General features: G+C 35.2%; 20 protein-coding genes. 12 read left to right on the top strand and 8 right to left on the bottom strand.

The genetic code is table 11. The annotated features are described in order from the left end of the window. Positions 1 to 316 precede the first annotated feature (316 nt). Positions 317 to 496: a DUF6435 family protein gene (locus B6A32_RS07765; RefSeq protein ID WP_085302886.1), complete on the top strand. Its 180-nt coding sequence runs from the start codon at positions 317 to 319 to the stop codon at positions 494 to 496. Between the two features lie 11 nt (positions 497 to 507). Here B6A32_RS07765 and B6A32_RS07760 read toward each other — a convergent pair whose 3' ends face one another. Together B6A32_RS07760 and B6A32_RS07755 are read right to left on the bottom strand one after the other, a co-directional pair. Further along, positions 508 to 1,389 carry a mechanosensitive ion channel family protein gene (locus B6A32_RS07760; protein ID WP_085302663.1) on the bottom strand — a complete coding sequence of 294 codons (882 nt, stop codon included), beginning with the start codon at positions 1,387 to 1,389 and terminating at the stop codon, positions 508 to 510. 264 nt (positions 1,390 to 1,653) lie between these two features. Further along, on the bottom strand, positions 1,654 to 2,787 hold the full coding sequence (locus B6A32_RS07755; protein ID WP_085302660.1) for an L-dopachrome tautomerase-related protein: 1,134 nt from the start codon (positions 2,785 to 2,787) through the stop codon (positions 1,654 to 1,656). A 417-nt stretch (positions 2,788 to 3,204) separates the two neighbouring features. Between B6A32_RS07755 and B6A32_RS07750 the strand changes: the two genes are divergently transcribed. The 5 genes from B6A32_RS07750 (at position 3,205) to B6A32_RS07730 (ending at position 6,674) form a co-directional block, all read left to right on the top strand. Continuing rightward, on the top strand, positions 3,205 to 4,212 hold the full coding sequence (locus B6A32_RS07750; RefSeq protein ID WP_085302658.1) for a zinc-binding alcohol dehydrogenase family protein: 1,008 nt from the start codon (positions 3,205 to 3,207) through the stop codon (positions 4,210 to 4,212). A 63-nt stretch (positions 4,213 to 4,275) separates the two neighbouring features. After that, a complete protein-coding gene (gene nfsB, locus B6A32_RS07745) occupies positions 4,276 to 4,944 on the top strand; it encodes an oxygen-insensitive NAD(P)H nitroreductase (RefSeq protein WP_085302656.1) in 669 nt (222 codons plus the stop codon). Positions 4,945 to 5,017: 73 nt separating this feature from the next. Continuing rightward, complete coding sequence (locus tag B6A32_RS07740) at positions 5,018 to 5,647, top strand: putative quinol monooxygenase (RefSeq protein ID WP_085302654.1); 630 nt, start codon at positions 5,018 to 5,020, stop codon at positions 5,645 to 5,647. Positions 5,648 to 5,788: 141 nt separating this feature from the next. Further along, positions 5,789 to 6,190, top strand: a complete 402-nt coding sequence (locus B6A32_RS07735) for a hypothetical protein (protein WP_143327884.1) — start codon at positions 5,789 to 5,791, stop codon at positions 6,188 to 6,190. A gap of 94 nt (positions 6,191 to 6,284) precedes the next feature. Further along, positions 6,285 to 6,674, top strand: coding sequence for a hypothetical protein (locus tag B6A32_RS07730; RefSeq protein WP_085302649.1), 390 nt, complete (start codon positions 6,285 to 6,287; stop codon positions 6,672 to 6,674). 3 nt (positions 6,675 to 6,677) lie between these two features. Here B6A32_RS07730 and B6A32_RS07725 read toward each other — a convergent pair whose 3' ends face one another. Beyond that, positions 6,678 to 7,637, bottom strand: a complete 960-nt coding sequence (locus tag B6A32_RS07725) for a LysR family transcriptional regulator (RefSeq protein WP_085302647.1) — start codon at positions 7,635 to 7,637, stop codon at positions 6,678 to 6,680. Between the two features lie 279 nt (positions 7,638 to 7,916). Here B6A32_RS07725 and B6A32_RS07720 point away from each other — a divergent pair, with 279 nt between their 5' ends. Both B6A32_RS07720 and fdhD read left to right on the top strand, forming a co-directional pair. Beyond that, positions 7,917 to 8,540 carry a 3'-5' exonuclease gene (locus B6A32_RS07720; protein ID WP_085302645.1) on the top strand — a complete coding sequence of 208 codons (624 nt, stop codon included), beginning with the start codon at positions 7,917 to 7,919 and terminating at the stop codon, positions 8,538 to 8,540. A gap of 23 nt (positions 8,541 to 8,563) precedes the next feature. Next, positions 8,564 to 9,481: a formate dehydrogenase accessory sulfurtransferase FdhD gene (fdhD, locus tag B6A32_RS07715; RefSeq protein ID WP_085302643.1), complete on the top strand. Its 918-nt coding sequence runs from the start codon at positions 8,564 to 8,566 to the stop codon at positions 9,479 to 9,481. Positions 9,482 to 9,526: 45 nt separating this feature from the next. Here the strand turns inward: fdhD and B6A32_RS07710 are convergent, their stop codons facing one another. Beyond that, the gene (locus B6A32_RS07710) at positions 9,527 to 10,900 is read right to left on the bottom strand and encodes a hypothetical protein (RefSeq protein WP_085302641.1); all 1,374 of its coding nucleotides are present in this window, start codon (positions 10,898 to 10,900) and stop codon (positions 9,527 to 9,529) included. A 607-nt stretch (positions 10,901 to 11,507) separates the two neighbouring features. Between B6A32_RS07710 and B6A32_RS07705 the strand changes: the two genes are divergently transcribed. After that, positions 11,508 to 11,849 (top strand): Fis family transcriptional regulator, encoded by a 342-nt coding sequence (locus tag B6A32_RS07705; RefSeq protein WP_085302639.1) that lies wholly within the window; start codon positions 11,508 to 11,510, stop codon positions 11,847 to 11,849. A gap of 4 nt (positions 11,850 to 11,853) precedes the next feature. Here the strand turns inward: B6A32_RS07705 and B6A32_RS07700 are convergent, their stop codons facing one another. Then, a complete protein-coding gene (locus B6A32_RS07700; RefSeq protein ID WP_233131355.1) occupies positions 11,854 to 12,426 on the bottom strand; it encodes a LysE/ArgO family amino acid transporter in 573 nt (190 codons plus the stop codon). Between the two features lie 192 nt (positions 12,427 to 12,618). Here B6A32_RS07700 and B6A32_RS07695 point away from each other — a divergent pair, with 192 nt between their 5' ends. Both B6A32_RS07695 and B6A32_RS07690 read left to right on the top strand, forming a co-directional pair. Further along, a complete protein-coding gene (locus B6A32_RS07695; RefSeq protein ID WP_085302634.1) occupies positions 12,619 to 13,512 on the top strand; it encodes a LysR family transcriptional regulator ArgP in 894 nt (297 codons plus the stop codon). A 66-nt stretch (positions 13,513 to 13,578) separates the two neighbouring features. After that, a complete protein-coding gene (locus B6A32_RS07690) occupies positions 13,579 to 14,070 on the top strand; it encodes a GNAT family N-acetyltransferase (RefSeq protein ID WP_085302632.1) in 492 nt (163 codons plus the stop codon). Here the strand turns inward: B6A32_RS07690 and B6A32_RS07685 are convergent. After that, complete coding sequence (locus B6A32_RS07685; RefSeq protein WP_158088463.1) at positions 14,039 to 14,770, bottom strand: SDR family oxidoreductase; 732 nt, start codon at positions 14,768 to 14,770, stop codon at positions 14,039 to 14,041. The genes B6A32_RS07690 and B6A32_RS07685 overlap by 32 nt on opposite strands. Positions 14,771 to 15,038: 268 nt before the next feature. Beyond that, complete coding sequence (locus tag B6A32_RS07680; RefSeq protein ID WP_085302628.1) at positions 15,039 to 15,287, bottom strand: DUF3297 family protein; 249 nt, start codon at positions 15,285 to 15,287, stop codon at positions 15,039 to 15,041. A gap of 488 nt (positions 15,288 to 15,775) precedes the next feature. Here B6A32_RS07680 and B6A32_RS07675 point away from each other — a divergent pair, with 488 nt between their 5' ends. Continuing rightward, positions 15,776 to 17,581 carry a GGDEF domain-containing protein gene (locus B6A32_RS07675; protein ID WP_085302625.1) on the top strand — a complete coding sequence of 602 codons (1,806 nt, stop codon included), beginning with the start codon at positions 15,776 to 15,778 and terminating at the stop codon, positions 17,579 to 17,581. Positions 17,582 to 17,707: 126 nt separating this feature from the next. Here the strand turns inward: B6A32_RS07675 and yegD are convergent, their stop codons facing one another. Continuing rightward, positions 17,708 to 19,066 carry a molecular chaperone gene (yegD, locus tag B6A32_RS07670; protein WP_085302623.1) on the bottom strand — a complete coding sequence of 453 codons (1,359 nt, stop codon included), beginning with the start codon at positions 19,064 to 19,066 and terminating at the stop codon, positions 17,708 to 17,710. Positions 19,067 to 19,101 lie beyond the last annotated feature (35 nt).

Here is a 19,101-nt window from a genome sequence, read left to right as displayed (position 1 = left end):
ATAATAAATGTGCAAAGACTAAGTATGAGTAACATATATTTTTTGTATTAAATAGTTAGCTTTATACTATACCGATAACCCTGAATAATTTGTATACCGATAGCATTAAATAATGATGCTATTTTCTCAATTAAAGTATTTTATTGAAAACTGTAAAGTAATCGAATTTTTACTTTGATTGATACAAGTATATAAACTAAATATATTTACAGTTAGTTTATAGATAAAGATTTTTATAAAAATTTGTGTTGAAATAAAATCTTAAATGCCATTTACACCGTATAACCTTCATAAGTTAACTTATTGGTCATTTATTATGTTTTCAATATTTAAGTCAGATCCTTTAAAAAAATTAAATAAGCGCTACGAAGCCAAGTTAGCACTTGCAATGCATGCACAAAGAAACGGTAATATTAAAGGTTATTCAATGATCACCGCTGAAGCTGAAGAAATAGCTGCACAAATAAAGTTGCTAGAAGCTAAGAACAACTCTTGAATGTACTTTAACTAATCATCCGTCTCATTATTATTAAGATCTGTCTTAACTTGAAGCGGCTGATTAAAGGTTAGCGTTCGGTAAGGAAATGGTATTTCAATACCTGACTTATCTAAGGCTGATTTGACTGCTGCTATTACTTCGTCTCTTGATTCTCTAATGTTTATTGGCTTCGAACCTGTCCACCAAGTCACTTCAAAATTTATTGAAGAATCTGCGAATTCATTGGCGAATATTTGTACCGGTCGAGAATCAGTGATCACAGTTTTACAGTCTGTTACCGCTTGTTTAATGACTGACCTTGCTTCATCTACATTTTCACCGTAAGCAACGCCACAAATAATGGTGGTTCTTCTTTGGGCGATATCCGTTCTGATGGTTAATGGATTTTTAAAAAGCATACTATTTGGCAGTATCACCAATTCACCATCAGGTTGACGAATATGTGTTTCACGCACCAGTATAGATTCAACAGTTCCTTCATAGCCTTCACAGGCGATAAAATCATTTATGCGCATTTCCTTACGCAGCAAGATAATAATACCGGCTAAAAAGTTTTCAAAAATATCTTTAAAAGCAAAACCAATGGCAACCGATCCAATACCTAAACCCGCCAGCATTTTAGTTGGAGTTAAGTCAGGAAAAGCAATAATGGCCGCAATCATCAAACCAATAATCCAAATAGTAATAGAGGAGAAAAGTATTAATAGATTAATCAGGCTTTTACGAAGTTTGGTTTTTTGTAGTATACGCTTTGCAATGCTTCTGGCTAATTTGGCAAACGCGTACGTTATCAATACTATAACTAAAGCTATTAATAGTTGTGGCATTACTTCAATCGCACCTCGCGCTATTTCGCGAAGTTGAGTGACTAAAATATTAAGTGGTTCCATTTTACTTCCCTTTACCTATTAAAGGCTGACTGATTTATGAAGCGCTGAAAAGTATCTTTATAAAACTAATCAACTTCGCCTTCTAGATCAAGGGTTAGGTAATTTTAAAAAATTGAATGCATGACAAATAAGCATTATAGATTTAGTCAGATGAGCGTCATAATCTTTAATATAATTTAATACAGCCTACATTATTATGCAGACTGTTTTAAATAAAGCTATGTTTTGCTACCAAGTAAAGTTTAGTAAAAGGGAAGTACTGAATTATCGACCCATTAATGGCTTGGCTAAGGGCTCGAAGCGGTAAATTATATAAGGTGGTTTATTAAGTGCTTTGCCGTTATTAAAAGCAGGGGATAACGAAACTTGTGCTGCCGAGGTATATAAAAATCCATCAGGGCCTGCATTTAAACCGTCAGGCCACACCATATTTTCATTTGATGTAAACTCTTTATATTGTCGTGTATCAGCAGGAATTACACCAATAGTGCGCGTGCCTATTTCACATAAATAAAGATTACCTGCTGAATCAATGGTTAAACCACCGTTCATCGGCTTATCGGCATATTCTTCGACTTTGGCCGCAAGCGTTACACTGTTTTGTGAAAAGTCAGCCAATTCGGCGATATTAATTCTGTAGACCTTAGTGTGGTTTACGGTGGTAAAATATAACCATTGCTGCTGTTTGTCTAATGCGATGCCGTCAACGCCAATAAATAAATCAACTGATTTTTCAAACGGAGTGTTTTTATCCATTAACATTGGCATTTTCATATTTGGCATTACACTGTGGTTTCCTTGTAAAACACGACGACTTAAGCCTGTTTCGGTATTAATTACAACAAGTGCCGCTTTATCGCCAATAGGACCTGCTGCTATTCCTTCATCAGAAATAACAATGAGATTATGCTTAGTTGAAATGGCAAAATCGTTATGTTGTGATTCTTTTAAGGTAACCCCTTCTGGTAAATAAATAACTTTTTTAAGCTGATTTTTCTTTAAATCCCAAGCAACAAGTTTAGGTGTAATTCTAGGCTCTGCTTGGCCAGAGTCTAAAATCCACAGTGTACCTTTACCATCAGTTCGGCTACTTAATACCCAATTTAAGTAATCACCTGGATTTTTTAAACTACCATCTGCTTTATAAGCTGTTTGCATCTCAGCACTTGGAAACGGAACAATATCACCATTATTTAAGCGCTCTGCTACTTTAATTTTTGGATTATAAAAAGGATGGTAAGTTATAAAAAGGCGCTTGTCTGAAGTATATGCAATACCTGCTGCGGCCTGCTCTAGCTCAAGGTAAGGTTCATTTTTAACAAGCTCTTTAGCAACTAGGCTACTACTTAATAGACTAAAGCTCAGTAAAAATCCTAAACCTGTTTTTAATATTTTCATTTTATAAATCCTCTTAAAATTAATGATGAGAATTATGATTAATTTACCGAGCTTAAAAAAGAGTGGAATAGTCCAAATGCTGTGGAGTTTTTATTCCATAATTGAAAGAACTGTAAAATTAATTAACGCCACATTTAGTTAGAGTCGCCCGGTAAGCGTGATTGGAGAGGTGAAATTGAGCATATATATCGTTTTGAATATTGTAGCCACAGACCTTATGAAGGTCTTATTAAATAGTGTTTGAGTATATAACTTACTTAAAAGCATACCTAACTAAAGCATGACTAAGTAAAGCAGATTGAAAGCTTTACTTTTATTGTGGAATATATTGTCCATAATAATTTGATTTTTTGACCATTTATTTTATAAATCAGACCGTCATAATAACCGCATTAAAACGAACCACGAGAGAACAACATGAAAGCTATTGCATACCAAAAAAACTTACCTATTGAAGATAAAAACTCATTACAAGATATTGAACTTACACAACCCGTTGCAACAGGGCACGACATTTTAGTTGAAGTAAAAGCCATTTCTGTTAACCCGGTAGATTATAAAATTAGAGCTAGCACTCCAGCTCCAGAAGATGAATGGAAAGTCATTGGTTGGGATGCTACTGGCATTGTAAAAGCCGTAGGCGATAAAGTGACATTATTTCAACCTGGCGATAAAGTTTGGTATGCCGGTGACCTAACTCGTTCCGGCAGTAATGCAGAAATGCAATTAGTTGATGAACGTATAGTGGGCGCAATGCCTAAATCATTATCTTTTAGTGATGCAGCAGCGTTACCTTTAACAACGCTAACTGCTTGGGAAATGTTGTTTGATCGCTTAGAAGTATCTAAAAACGACAGTGCTAAAAGTATTTTAGTCATTGGTGCTGCCGGTGGTGTTGGTTCAATCATGGTGCAATTACTTAAGCAATTAACGGATTTAACTATTATTGCATCGGCTTCTCGCCCTGAAACTATTGCTTGGTTACAAGACTTAGGTGCTGACCATATCGTTAACCACCGTAACAAATTAAGCGATGAATTTAGCGAACAAAACTTAGCGCAAGTTGATTATGTCGTGAGTTTAAATAATACCGATTCACACCTTGTGGAAATAGAGAAAGTTATTAAACCTCAAGGCAAATTTGGTTTGATTGATGATCCTGAAGTGCTCGATATTATGCCATTTAAAGCCAAAGCCATTTCTGTACATTGGGAGCTTATGTTTACACGTTCATTGTTTCAAACACCTGATATGCAAGCACAACATGATTTACTTAATGAAGTGGCTAACTTGATTGACGCTGGAAAAATCAAAACAACGTTAGGCGAAAACTTTGGCACTATTAACGCTGAAAATTTACGTAAAGCGCATCAATTTTTAGAGTCAGGCAAAGCGAAAGGCAAAATTGTTTTAGCGGGTTTTTAATGACACTTTAGTTAACTTTTTTAACCGAAAGCTTCTCAAAATATAAATTTACCGAGGTTTAGAATGAATAACGACATTACCTATTACAGTCAAAAAAGAAAAACCGTTAAAGCTTATGACGCAAGCAAAAAAATATCAGCTGAAGATATTGATAAAGTTAAAGCTTTACTAAGATTTAGTCCTTCAAGCGTTAATCTTCAGCCTTGGCATTTTGTCATGGCATCAACAGCCGAAGGCAAAAGCAGAATAGCAAAGTCTACCGATGAGCTTTATCCGTTTAATAGTCCTTCAATTCATAATGCTTCAAATGTCATTGTATTTGCGAGTCGTTTAGAAGCTGATGAAGAACATTTAAAAGCACTGCTAGCTCAAGAAGAAACTGATGGCCGATTTGCTGGTGACCCTGAAACATTTCGTGCGGGTATGGATGCAGGACGAAAAATGTTTATTGATTTGCACAAAGGTCAGCTTAACGATGTAAAACATTGGATGGATAAGCAAGTTTACCTAAATTTAGGACAGTTTTTACTTGGTGTTTCTGCACTCGGTATTGACGCTACTCCTATGGAAGGAATTGATACTGGTGTACTCGATAAAGAATTTGGCTTAACAGAAAAGGGCTTTTCAAGTTTATTTATTGTAACCCTTGGTTATAGCGATGCAAAAAATGACTTTAATGCGGCGTTACCTAAATCTCGATTACCTTATGAAACTATTTTAACTGAAGTATAACTAGTCTGTTTTACATTAAGATCTATTATTGAGGTCTTAATGTTTTCAATAAATTATAGAGTTGGACATTAACATGATCACACAAATCGTAAAGTTTGATATTAAACCTGAGCAAATTGAAACATTTAAAGCAGCGCTTGTTGTTGATAAGCAAGGTGCAGAAAGTGAGCAAGGTTGTTTAGAATTACGCTTATTTCAAGATAAAAATCAAGCGGGTGTTTTCTTCGCTTATGAGCGTTTTCAAGACCAAGCTGCTTTAGACTATCATGCAGAACAAAGCTATGTAAAAAATGTTTTAGGCATGCTAGAAAGTGCTTCAAAAGCAGCTCCAACAGTAATGGTGCTTAACAACACAGCACCTACACCTTTACACGAAAGTAACACTAAAAAAGTGCACGAAGCTGACGATGTATTCTCTGTATTCTTTATTTTTGATATTAAACCTGCATATCGCCAGCAATTGTTAACACGCTTTGAAAGCCACGTAGAGAACACCCGACAAGAGCAGGGTAATTTAGTTTTCGATCTCTACACAATTGACGGAAAAGACGACACATTAGTTATTTATGAACATTGGCGAAAAGAATCAGACTTGTGGGATATACACTTTAATCAACCTTATGCCATTGAAACCGGTGCGCTACTTAATGAAGCGGTTGTTGGTGACTTAAAGCAATACATGAGTTTTGTTGAAGAATTTTAGTGTATAAGCTAGCGATATTTTTACTAACCGTAACGAATATTAATTGGCACTGACTTTGGTTTTTAGTTTATCTAATAGCGGGGTTAGTGTTGCAGTTAAGCTTGAAGTTAGGTACCGCGTTTGGAAAGACTAAGGAGATTAATGATGAAAATATTTTATAAATTCGCTTTTGTAGTGTGGTTAATTACAAGCGCAAATAATGTTTTTGCTGATGACTTGAAGCCTTCGACACGGGCACTTGATGGCACCGCTATTTCATACAATTATACCAGTGGGCGTTCTTATCATGTGAAGTTTGCACCTGATGGGGTAAGTTACCAATACTTAACGGGCTCAAAACCAGAGAAGTGGTGGGGACCATTTCCTTACACTGCATTTGAAGTAGCTGATAACACATATTTAGCCGCGTGGTTTGAAGAGGGTTACGGTGACTATGTAACTTTGCATATTAATTTTAATAATAACCTTCTGTACGGCAGTGCAATTTTACAAGGTGAAACGGTGCATTTTCATGGCGCTAAAATTGTTAAGGTAGAAAAATAAACCTTAAATTGTCGGCTCTACTCTGTTCATATAAATCGTTGAGCATCCAAAAATAGTATTAATACAATCTGTAAAATTTGTAGAGGAGGAAAATATGTCATTTGTAGCACACGGAAATTATGTGATCAAAAACAGTGATGAGCAGCTTGTTATCGAAGCGTCGGGGCCGTTTAATATTGAAATTATTGAGAAACTTGATCAAGCGTTAAAAAAGCTTGTGCCTAATTTTACACATAAAACGTGGCATCAAATAATTATTTTGCACGCTGAGAGTATTTTTACTCCTGAGGCGGAAGCAGCACTTTGTAAAACCTTGAAATATAGAGTTGATCACAGTTTAGCTTTCTCAGCCGTTGTTATTAAAACATCAACCTGTAACGCATTAATTGAAAAGCAAATATCACGTTGTTATAAAAAATTAAATATCCCTTATCAGTTTTTTAAGCACACAGATGAAGCTAAACGTAAGCTTAAAACGCTATAAGTCTTATGTATTTTTTAATGGGTACAAATTATGGTAATTAGGAATATGGCTTTCCCAAAAGGGTGGGGTACCAATATAGTTTTGTAATTCACTGATGAACTCAGTAATTAGTGGTGTTTGTTTTCGGTGTGGATAAATAGCGTAAATACCTGTATCCAGCATTGAAATTTTGTGGTCTGTTAACAGCGGCACTAAATTTAACTCGCTGATCGGTTTTTCTAAATTAAAAAGATCAAGCAAGGTATAGCCTATACCATGTTGTACCGCGTCAATAATTGATTTAACGTCGCTAACTTTATAGTTACCTTTCATTTTGTAATTATTAAAAATATCACTGCTTGGTGACTCACTCATCTTTAATAAATCTAAAGTTACGTTGCCATTACTGTATACAACGGCGGGTAAATCTATAAGTTCTTCAGGCGTTTTAGGGTAGCCATATTGCGCAACAAAGTCTTTAGAGGCAACAAGAGCAAAATTGGTGTTGGCGATTTTTTTTGCAATTAAATTTGACTCAGTAAGCTTGCCCACTCGAAATGCCAAGTCAAAGTGATCGGCAATAATGTCATTTCGTTTATCATCTAACGACAGGGTAATTTTTACCTCCGGAAATTTTTTCATATAACGAGAAATAGCCGGTTGCAAATACATTTGACCAAAGGCAATTGACGAGGCAATTCTAATATGACCTTTAGGTGTGGTTTGGTAAGAATCAGCAATGTTTTGTATTTGGTCTAGCGTTGATATAAGCAAATGAGTTTGAGCGAGAATTTCTTCTCCAGCAGGCGTTAGCGAAAAAGAACGGGTAGACCGATTCAGTAACTGAACACCTAAACTCGTTTCTAGTTTTTTAATTTGCTTTGATAACGATGAGTTATCCATATCGTGTAATGTTGCGGCTTTGGCAAAAGAGCCTTGCTGAACAACATCAAGAAATAACGCTAGCTGGTTGGTAGCTATCATAAGGAACCTTAAAGAAATTAATAATGAAACTACGGGTATCAAAACCTCGGTATTCAATTAAGAGATATTATAATAATGTAATGACTAATGGTACACCCTAGACTTAGGTTGTTAATTTTACATAAGTTAAGATAAGTTAAATTTTTTACTTTGCTTACTATTTATCATGAAAAGGTGTGCTTATTAATCGCAACTTTGAACTGTTGCCGTGATGTGTAATTTAAATTATTGTGAGATAATTTGGCATTATTTGCTCTACCATTTCTAAAGGATGCATTAGTGTTAGCTAATTCTATTGTCGTACTCGATTTTGAAACCACAGGCTTATCTCCCGATCAAGGTGATCGCGCTATTGAAATTGGCGCTGTAAAGCTTGAAAACGGTATAATTACCGATAAGTTTCAAGCCTTAATGAACCCGGGTCGACGCATAAATAGTTTTATTGAAAACTATACCGGCATCAATAATAGGATGTTAGCGGTAGCACCACCTTGTGCAAAAGTAATGACTGATTTTGCTGACTTTATTGGTGAAAGTAACTTATTAGCCCATAACGCTTCTTTTGATAGCCGTTTTCTCGACGCTGAATTAGCACGTTTAGGACGAGTTGTTCCCGGCGAGTTTACTTGCTCTTTATTAGTATCACGACGTATTTATCAAGATGCCCCTAATCATAAGTTAGGCACGTTAATAAATTATAAAAATATTGCTGTTGACGGTAGTTTTCATAGAGCATTATTTGATGCCCAAATGACAGCCGAGCTATGGGTAATTATGCTAAATGATATAAGTGTGCGCTATGGGCTAGCAGACATTCCATTTAGTCTTATTAAGCGGCTAGCTAAAACGCCAAAGGCTCAAGTGAATAAGTTACTAGCAAATTATGCAGCTAAAGTTAGTTAAATATACCAAGGTTTCATCATGCTATGAGCAAAAGTAAAACCACAGAGCAACACCAAGATCTGGAACTTGCTACAGCAGAGTTAGTAAAGTTTCGATATAGTGCGCAAGGTAAAATGTTGCAACTAGACCAAGTCATTGTCGAACAACCATTACAAATACGCTTATTGTGGCAACAAACTGATGAGCAAACTTATCAAAGTAAAATCTTTTCAATTACGATGCGAACACCTGGTAACGATAAAGCTTTGATAATAGGCTTAATGCAATCTGAAGGCATTATTCAATGTTTTCAACAAATAGAAAATATTGCGCCTGAAATATCTCAAGATGAAGCTCAAACATCTGATCAGATAAATACAGAGAATGAATGGCAAGTTAAACTCAAAGCCGGCGTTATGCCAGATATTAAATCGCTTGAGCGCTTTCAAGTAACCTATAGTAGTTGTGGCTTATGTGGTACAACATCGCTAAAGTCATTGGAAATGAAAAACCCTCCGGTTTTATCTGAGCACAAACATTGGTTAGCTTTTAACGTTATCTGTGCAATGCCAACGTTGATGCGTGCAGCACAGTCTCAATTTGTACAAACCGGCGGCTCTCACGCGGCAGCTTTATTTGATCAACAGGGTGTTTTAATTGATCTTAAAGAAGATATTGGTCGTCATAATGCTTTAGATAAATTACTAGGCGCGAGTTTAATACAGCGCGATACTTGTCAATCTCAATATAGTATTTTAGTCAGTGGTCGCATTAGTTTTGAAATAGTGCAAAAAACGGTGATGGCGGGCATTAGTGTGTTAATTGCTGTTGGCGCGCCTTCTGAGTTAGCCATATTAGCCGCTAAACGTTTCAACTTAACATTAATTGGTTTTACTAAGCGTGATAGTTTTAATCTATATCATGGCGATTGGCGTTTAATACCTTTGGTAACTACCGAATAATTCAGCAGATAAAAACCTCATCAATTAAAAGAGTATTTATTAGGCTTAATCATCGTCATCTGCTTTCATCGCTTCGATATTAACGATTGTTGAACGATTTAAAGTAATTTTATAGCGTTGCATTTTTTGCAGGTGTTGTTTATCCGTTTGCATCAGAACCACATTAATTTGGTAACGACGCTCTACGGCTTGTTTGGTTATTTTACTACCGTCAAGCGAATACAAACGTCCTTCACCTTTTTTGAGAAAGCGAATAAAAGGCGTAAGATTAAAGAAAATGCGCTGTTGAATTTCATCGTAGCCAGGCATAAAGCTTTTTGCATTAACCTTAATATCACTGCGAAAATGTAGTAGCTGCGCGGCTTGCTTATTTTGATGACGTCTATTTTGAAATAACTTATCTACTTGCTTTGGCAGATCTTTATCACGAATGTACTCTAGCCAAATAGTTTGAGTTGCAATGCGAACTTTGTTTACACTATTGGTATAAATGTTTCTCCATTTAGGTAAACCTCTTTGAATACTGCGCCAAAGCACTCGGGTAATATCATCTTTAAATATTTCCCTTAAACCGTAAATAAAGCCCAATGTTGCGACTAATGCAATAGTCACTTCAGTAAAGTTAGCCCGCGCATTTAGCACCAACATCATCACAAAGGCCATAATAACCATAGTTACTGCGCCACTTACCATGCGTTTTAAATTTTGATTAAGGCTTTTAACTTCTTGTTGAAGTACTACTCCGTACTCAATTAACCTTTGCAGTAAACGCATTTTATTGGTTATTCGATTAGGATCATCCAAAGTCGTTTTTGAATTATATTGATTGGCTTCGCGGTATTCACTTTCGCTGCGACATAATGCAAATAAAAAGTTTCGCTCGGTCGTAAAATCGCTACTTTTGGGCCCGCGAGATAATAGCTTTAAAAATGACTGCTCAACTTGCCAGCTCAGGTAATTGTCAGCATTTTCAAAAAACGGGCTCAGTTTTTTATCCGGTGGCGTGTACCTTCTCAGTTTCTTCAATAAACTCGATATTTGTTCAGCCAGCACAATAGCTTGAGGATAAAAGCTTTCACTCTCTCTTTTTTTAATTGTTTGTTTTATATCGGTATCTAAGGCAATTAAAATTTGGTAAGAGAATAAGTTAAGGTTCAAGCGATAATCGCTCTGTTCGCCTTTTTTTTGACTGATAAAACGGCTGCGAACTAAGGGTAAATGCAACTGATCTGAATAATAAGCGCTGTGGCTTTCAATACTGCTATGAAAATATTGCTCTTCGGCCAAGGTATTAGGACCAATCCCCATTTCTACAGGTAGAGAGAAATACAAATCAAGTCTTTGATGATCATTAGGCAATAACTGATAACTAACTTTAATCGATAGGTTTTCGTCTTGGGTGAGTTTGGTATTATTCACTTATATCGTCTGCCCCTAAACAGTTAATTGCCTTGTCATGATTAAATAATTATGCCTGAAAACATGTTGTTTTCCTAAAGATTTTATTCACTTATAGTTGAATTAATTTAATGTTAAATACGATGGTAAGTGAATAATTAATCTTGTATGTTGTTCAATAAATGGGTGAAAATCTCTAACATTATTTATGGCAGACTAGTTGCTAATAAATAGATAACCTTAACTCAGGGTAAGCAGCACTTGCTCAATACTCCTTTTAACCCATTATCTGCGTTAAAACGTCGATAAATAGCTTGTTGCTATTCATAAACGTTTTGCCTTGGAAATGGCATAAAATGAAGCATTGATGGTGTCTATTCGTGATGTTCACCTTGCTATAGCATGTACTTTACCACTTAAGCTTTTGATTCACTTGCGTATCAAGCACTTATTATCTCGACCTCAGGTTAGGTAATAAAACTAATTAAATTGTATGATCGATTTAACTGCTGTTAAAGAGCCGCGCAATAACACGGATAAAAACAAACTGTAAAATTGAGTACAGTTACTGTATAAAGGCCCTGTTAAGTTTGTAGATGCAATCAAGCAGAAGTGATATTAAAATAACATGCGTAAATCAGATAAAAAATTAGATAATCAAATTGTTAAAGCACTAACTCAAGTTTGTCATTCAGCGTTAGAAGATATCGATGGTTTTGAATGGTTAACGCATACCGTTAATTTTAATAAATTCCCGGAAAGCTTAAAAATTGTATGTGTTTTTGATAGTAACGCCAAGCTTGCACACTATTTAAAATCAAGCAGTAAAGACAGTTTGGCGCTACAAATTATTAATCAACTTGCTGATGTTGGCATAGAATTAAAAAATGCCAAAAACCAAATTGAGCTCGACAGTGAAGAAAACTGCACGCTATATCATGGCGGTAATTGGCAGAAAAGGCTGGTCTAGTCAGTTATAAGTTATTAAATAAAGAACCCGCAATTGCACACATTATTAGCCCAACGATGATATCAATGTTTCTTCTAACTTTGGCTTTGCTTAACCAAGGCGACATTTTTGCTGCCGCTCCAGCTAAACTATAAAACCAAAGGATAGATGCCAGCATAGTGCCAACGGCAAAAGCGACTTTTTCATTGCCTTCAAATTGACCACCAACACTGCCCAGAATTAATACTGTATCAAGGTAAACATGTGGGTTTAACAGTGTAACCGCGAGTGTAGACATAATAACTAGCCATGGTTTGTTATTAATTTTTATCCCTTCTTCTGTCGTTTTCTGATAATTATTTTGCCAAGCTTGGCGAAAAGACAAAAAGGCATAACCAGACAAAAATAATATTCCTCCCCAAGATATAGCTATAACTAAAGAAGGTGAAGTAGCGATTAGCTTAGCCCCGCCAAATACGCCGATGGCAATAAGAATTACATCACAAAGCATGCAAACGGTGGCCGCCAAAAAATGACGATTTCTTTTAATACCATGGTTAAGTATGTGCGAGTTTTGCGCGCCAAGAGGAATAATCATACTGCTGCCTAAAAAGAGGCCTTGTAGAAGAGGGGAAACCATTGTTGCTCCAAAAAGTGATTGTCTGTTTTGTTAATGCGGCTAATCTAACGTATGTTGGTATATAAATATAATTAATGTTTTTTATCTTTGATAAGTTTTGCTAATGTGTGTGAGGTGAGTTAATCACTAAAATTTTTGGAGCGAAAAGTCATGCTAGATTATAAACTTCTCCACGCGTTGAGCGTGGTGCTAGACGAACAAAACTTTGATCGAGCATCGTCTGTTTTAGCAGTTACACAATCAGCAGTTTCCCAACGTATTAAGAGCTTAGAGCAAGCAATAGGACAGCCAGTATTAATTAGAAGTCAGCCTATTGAAGCAACCATTATTGGTAAAAAATTACTTGCTCACTATCAGCAGGTTAAATTACTCGAGCAAGATATTCTTCCTGATATTTCGGGTGATAAAAAGCACGAAACAATAACCGCAAATATTGCCAGTAATGCTGACAGTTTGGCAACTTGGTTAATTTCGGCAATTGGTGATGTTTGTCACGAATATAATGTTGCGGTAAATTTTAGACTTGCTGACGAAAATAGAACGATAAATTATTTAAAAGATGGTGAAGTGTTTGGCGCTTTAAGTACGCACCCGCACGCTTTACCTGGTTGTACTTTTGAAAAGCTAGGAGACATGCAATATTTGTTAGTTGCTTCGCCAAGTTTTGTTGCACGTTATTTTCCCAAGGGCATTAATCAACAAGCATTAGCAACTGCACCTGCTGTAGCTTATGATCAAAAAGATGAAATGCATATTGATTATATTGAGCAAATTTTTGGCTTAAAAAAGGGCTCTTATCCATGCCACACCGTGAGGTCTTCTGAAGCATTTGTTAATTTTGCCAAACATGGCATTGCCTATTGCTTAATACCTAAACTACAAATACAAGCTGAACTCGATGCTAAAGAACTGGTAAGTTTAATGCCTGAACACCAAATTATAAGAACTTTATACTGGCATCATTGGGTGTTGTTAAAAGGCGTATTTAAAACATTTTCAACTGCTATTGTTGCACGGGCTAGACACGCTTTAAATAATCAATAATAGTATTTAACACTCTATGCATTTACTATTAAATGCATAATAAAAACCAAATAATCAGGAGCTAATGTGAGTAATTTAGTTGTAAGAAAAGCAACAGTAAACGATACCGGCATATTGTTTAAATTTATTATAGATCTCGCTATTTATGAAAAAGCTGAACATGAAGTATTAGCAACAGAACAAACCATTAAAGAAACTATTTTTGCTGAGAACAGCCATGTTTTTGCTTTAATTTGTGAGCTTGATGGTGTGGCTATTGGCTCTGCCATTTATTTCTTTAATTACTCAACTTGGTTGGCAAAATCGGGTCTTTATTTAGAAGACTTGTATGTAATGCCAGAATACCGAGGTAAAGGTGCTGGTGTTAAGTTGTTAAAAGCAATGGCTAAAATAGCGGTTGAAAAAGATTGTGCAAGATTTGAGTGGAGTTGTTTAGATTGGAATACACCTTCTAGAGAGTTTTATCACTCGTTAGGTGCAGTCGCGCAAGAAGAGTGGGTTGGTTATCGAATGACAGGCAAAACCCTTAGTGATTTTGCAGCTGATCTGACTGAGTAATAGTAATACCTAGTGGTGGATGTTCAGCATAAGCTAACATAGCATTCGCCACTTTATTTGCTTTAATTACGCGGTATTTCTTTGGGATCATAAAAGCTAATGCATTCATCACTAGCGTGCCGAATTGTTCACCCAGTCTATATTCATTTCGTTGACCTGATAACATTGATGGTCGAAATATTCCCAAGTGCTGATAGCCAATATCACATATTGCTGACTCTAACTGACCTTTTACTTGGTTATAAAATATAGCTGAAGATTCATTGGCTGCCATTGCTGTTACTACACAGAATAAAGAAGCATTTTCTTGATAAAAGTGCTTGGCGATGAGCAAAGGGTATAAATAATCAACTTGCTTAAAGGCTGACTTAGAACCTGCTTTTTTGATAGTACTGCCGAGTGTGCAAAAAACATGATCTATTTTAGGTAAATAATCTTCGTTTAAATCTAACTTTTCCTGACCGTTATTCGGCTTAGTCAGTTGCGTTAAATTATGTGCTAAATTATTAAAATCTACTTGTTTTTGTATCAATTTATTATGATTAACATCAAGCGGTTTTCGTACTAAGGCAATGACTTGGCTATAATTTTTACTTGCTAATAGTTGCGAGAGTAAATGCTGACCAACCAAACCACTAGCACCAACAATTAATGCTACTTTCGGCTGAGCTTTACTTTTTAATGCGTTAGTTACTGACATTTCAGGCTTAATCAATATATTTGTATAAAAACAGGTTAACATGCCATTAAAGCATGTAAATCATTAATGTTTCAGCTGTAAGTCATTATGATGACATTTACACAGGCTATTGGGTCGAGGCAATTATTCAATTTGCCTTTTTAGAGCGTAATTTTTAAATGGGTTCTTTAGCTACTAACGCTAACAGGGCTATAAAACACATGAATTAATATGCAAAACCCTGTCAGGTATTTTGACAAGAAGGTTATCTTATCTATTTTTGTACATTCTAACGATAAAATGCTTCTACCGTTCCTTTAACAGAAACTAAAAGAGGTTGGCCGCGACGATCGAGTGCTTTAGCCGCTGCAACTTTAATCCAACCTTCGCTGATACAATACTCTTCAACATCGAAACGTTCTTTGCCATTAATTTTAATGCCAATTTCATGTTCGAATACAGCAGCCACATAATGTGGGCTACGAGGGTTAATAGAAAGACGATCAGGTAAAGCCGGTTGTGAGTTTGTATCGGTCATTTTATGTGTGCTGTTAATAAATAAAAAGTGCGCTATTGTAGGCAATATAAGTGTCTTGCTCAAGTACTGTAGGTTGATTTATCTCGGATATATATATACAAACTTTAAGTGATTAATGTTGTTTTTGAAGGTTAGAAATAATTTTTAATACTCAAAAGTAATCAAGAAAGTATAATTCAGCCTTTGTATTCATCAGGGCGCAAGACAACCAGGTTTTTTATAAAACTTTTAGTGCCCATAGGGTTGTTTATAATACACAATTAAATAAATATTAAGAGTAATGGGGTTTTATCAGGTAAACTCTTTAATTCTTTCTTTAAAATTTTCTTAAATTAACGTTTTTGATAAATTTTATGAATGTATATTTTCGTAACATCATTATTTTTAACCAGGCAGCTTGTTAGTCTGAAGTATTATTTTCTGTAAGAATAAGTAGTTTTTATATGATAAAAATAAAATGGATATAAACGCTAAATGGACTTTAAGTTATGAAAATTAACATTTTGCTATTAACGCTAGTGTTTTATTGTGTATTTGTATGTTCTGCTAATGCAAGTACCAATGATTTGAAAATTACACTTAATAGCATAAAGCCTTCCCACGATTATATTTGTCCTGTCGATAGCGTGTTAAATGAAAAAGTCGAGGCTTTGTTAGCTAACAATGTTGACTTGTCGAACCTAGCAAGATCAAAGTTACTGTGGCAAAAATCTAAAGCTATCTTTTGTAAATTCGGCTTTAGTGAAGATTACCTACGACAATTAAAAAAAATTACACAGTTACCCATTGAAGAAGTAAATCATGACGTTTTGAGTATTGCTGTTTATGATTTGACTGAATTTTATTATAAATATTCACAAAAAAAATCATGTGATTTTTTTTATGAAACCAAGTCAAGCTTAACTAATGCCTCTCAAGATTTTATGAAATATTTAGACATGGCTGAAATTAAATACTGTTCTGAAGTGACGCCGGTAGAACAAATTAAACTATTTTTAAAACTATTAGAGTCGTATAAAGGCGATAATATATTTATCAGTAATGCTTACCTCAATATAGGTGAAATATATTCGACAATTGGTCAGTACAACCTTGCCGCTAACACTTTTATAAAGCAGTTAGCGTTTATAGTGGATAAATACGATATACATTGGACATATTACGCTATTGCTACTGAATTTTTAGATGCAGGAGCCATTGAAAATAGTAAAGAGTATTTTAAAAAGTTTGAAGCAGGAAAAGATTTATTTACAGATACTCAAGACTACAAGGTTTTATCGTTAATTTTGCAAATAAAGTTTGCCTATATAGATAAACAATACGATGTAATGTTAGCACTTCTTGAAGAGTTTGAACCATTTCAAAGCAGCACGCAAAGTCTACATAAAAATAATAGAATGGCTTTATATAAGGCAATCGCTTGTGTAGAAAATAAGAAAGTCCAATGTATTAATGATTTTATTGCCAATAAAGACACATTACTCCAGCAGACCAATGAAACTAACTTAATTTACTACTACGAATTTTTAATTAAATATTATATTTCTCAAGGACAAATTCAGTTAGCGAATGAACACTTTGAAAAGTTTATTGAACTGAATAAAACTTCACTGGCTCATCAACAAGACTCGGTGTCTATTTTAGGTTTTGCAGAGTTGCAGCAAGATTTAGCTTCATTAGAACTGGGCTTAGTTTCTGCGAAATTAGAGAATTCAAAAATTGTTTTAGTTTTATCGGGTATTTTAATTTTGTTGTTGGTGGCAATTTGTTTATTTGTTTGGCACTTGAAAAATAAACAAAAAAAATTGTCAGAAACAGATGAGTTAACTCGTATCAATAATAGACGCGCTATTTTTGAACAAATTAATAGCCTTAAAGATAGTCAGCAGGGTAACGTACATGCGATTATTCTTTTTGATTTAGATGACTTTAAAGCGGTTAATGATAAGTACTCACATATTTTTGGTGATAAAGCGTTAAAGCATATTGTTAAATTAACCAAGGGTAATATCAGGCAACAAGACCTTTTTGGAAGGGTTGGTGGTGAAGAGTTTGTTGTGTGTTTGAAAGATTTAGAAAAAATTTCAGCCCAAATAATTGTTGAGCGCATTAGAAAAAGCTTTGAAACTAATCCTATGGCATTAGACTCAAATGAAAAATTACATGTAACTGCTAGCTTCTCAATAGCTTATGTTAAAAACTCTAAGTCTAATTTTGAAAAGCTGTATCAGAAATTAGATAATGCGTTATACAAGGCCAAAGACTTAGGACGAAACCGAATTGAAGAGGTGTGATCTTGAAGCGAATGAATTGGCTGTTAAGTTGTTATCTCATTGATAAATAGTAACGTTGATTTAGTGTTTTAATGAGGTAATTAAGTTGTGATATCAATTTAACTACCTCAATATTATTTTATGTTGCTATCGATAAATAGTTTGTGCCCAACGCGTTAACCCAGCAGTTACACTACCAAAATGATCACCAATGACGATTTCAGTATTTGCAAATTGATCTTGTAAAAACTTATTCAAAATAGGCGATTTAGCGGTACCACCAGTAACGAAAACTACATCAGGTTGGCAATTTGCTTGTGTAATAGCATCTTTCATTAACGTGGCAATTGAGTTAAGTTCACGTTTACACGCTACAGCAAAGTCATCCCTGTTTAGTTGCACGTTAAGTCCTTCGTCGATATCAGACAAATCGATTAATTGCTCAGATTGGTCAGTTAAAGCAATTTTAGTTTGTTCGGCAGCATTGACTACACGATAACTTAATTTTTGTTTTTGTACTGTCAATAAACGCGATAATAACGCAGGTTGCTCTGCATCTCGTATCAATTGCGCTAAAAATCTGGCATTTGTTGCACTGTAAAACTCGGTTTGGTCATTAATATTATTAATGGCCATTGCTTGCCAAAAGCTGTTACTCGGCATAGGTTTGCCCGTTTTTAGTAAGCTATTTAAGCCAAAGCTTGGCATCAAACCTTTTAAAGCAAATGCTATATCAAAGTCATTACCACCAACACGCTCACCACTATGACTCAATAAATCAGTATTTCTATCGGCAGATTTCGCTTGTTTAGGGCCCATTAATAACATCGAACAATCGGTTGTACCGCCGCCAATATCTACTATTAATACTTTAGTTTCTTGGGTTAGGCTTGCTTCATATTCAAAGCCTGCTGCAACGGGTTCAAATTGAAATTCAACATCTTTAAAGCCAACGCGTTTAGCTGCATTGGTTAATATTTTTAATGCTTGTAAATTACTTTTTTCACCGCGTAAACCTTGGAAGTTAATAGGGCGACCAATAACCGTTTGCGTAACACTTCGACCTAGACTTTCTTCGGTAAGGTTTTTTACGTTGCTCATCATGGCGGCAACAATATCTTCAAATAAATCAATTTGCTGTGGCAGTAATCCACTCGCGCCTAAAAAAGATTTAGGGGATTTAATGTAATAGCCTTCATCAGGCTCTTGTAAGTAATTATTTAAGGCTTGTTGACCAAATGACAAATCGGTAGGGTAACCATCTAGCGTTAATTCACGTAACGTGTTTTTACCTTTTTGTAGTTGATGCTGGCGCTGTAACTGAAAGTTTTTTTGTTCAGATTCTGAGAGGTTCTTATGTAACCAATTTACAATAACGTCACGACTTGGTGCGTACAAGGTTGACGAAATATAGCGCCCATGATCACCTAAAGATAAAAGTTTTGGGCTGTTATTTTCCATAACACCGACAGCGCAATTTGAGGTGCCGTAATCAAATCCAATCATGTGAACTCCAGTGATTTAAAGGCCGCGTAGAATAC

The organism is Colwellia polaris (assembly GCF_002104515.1).
Lineage (GTDB): Bacteria > Pseudomonadota > Gammaproteobacteria > Enterobacterales > Alteromonadaceae > Cognaticolwellia > Cognaticolwellia polaris.
This window is presented reverse-complemented; position numbering and strand designations above follow the sequence as displayed.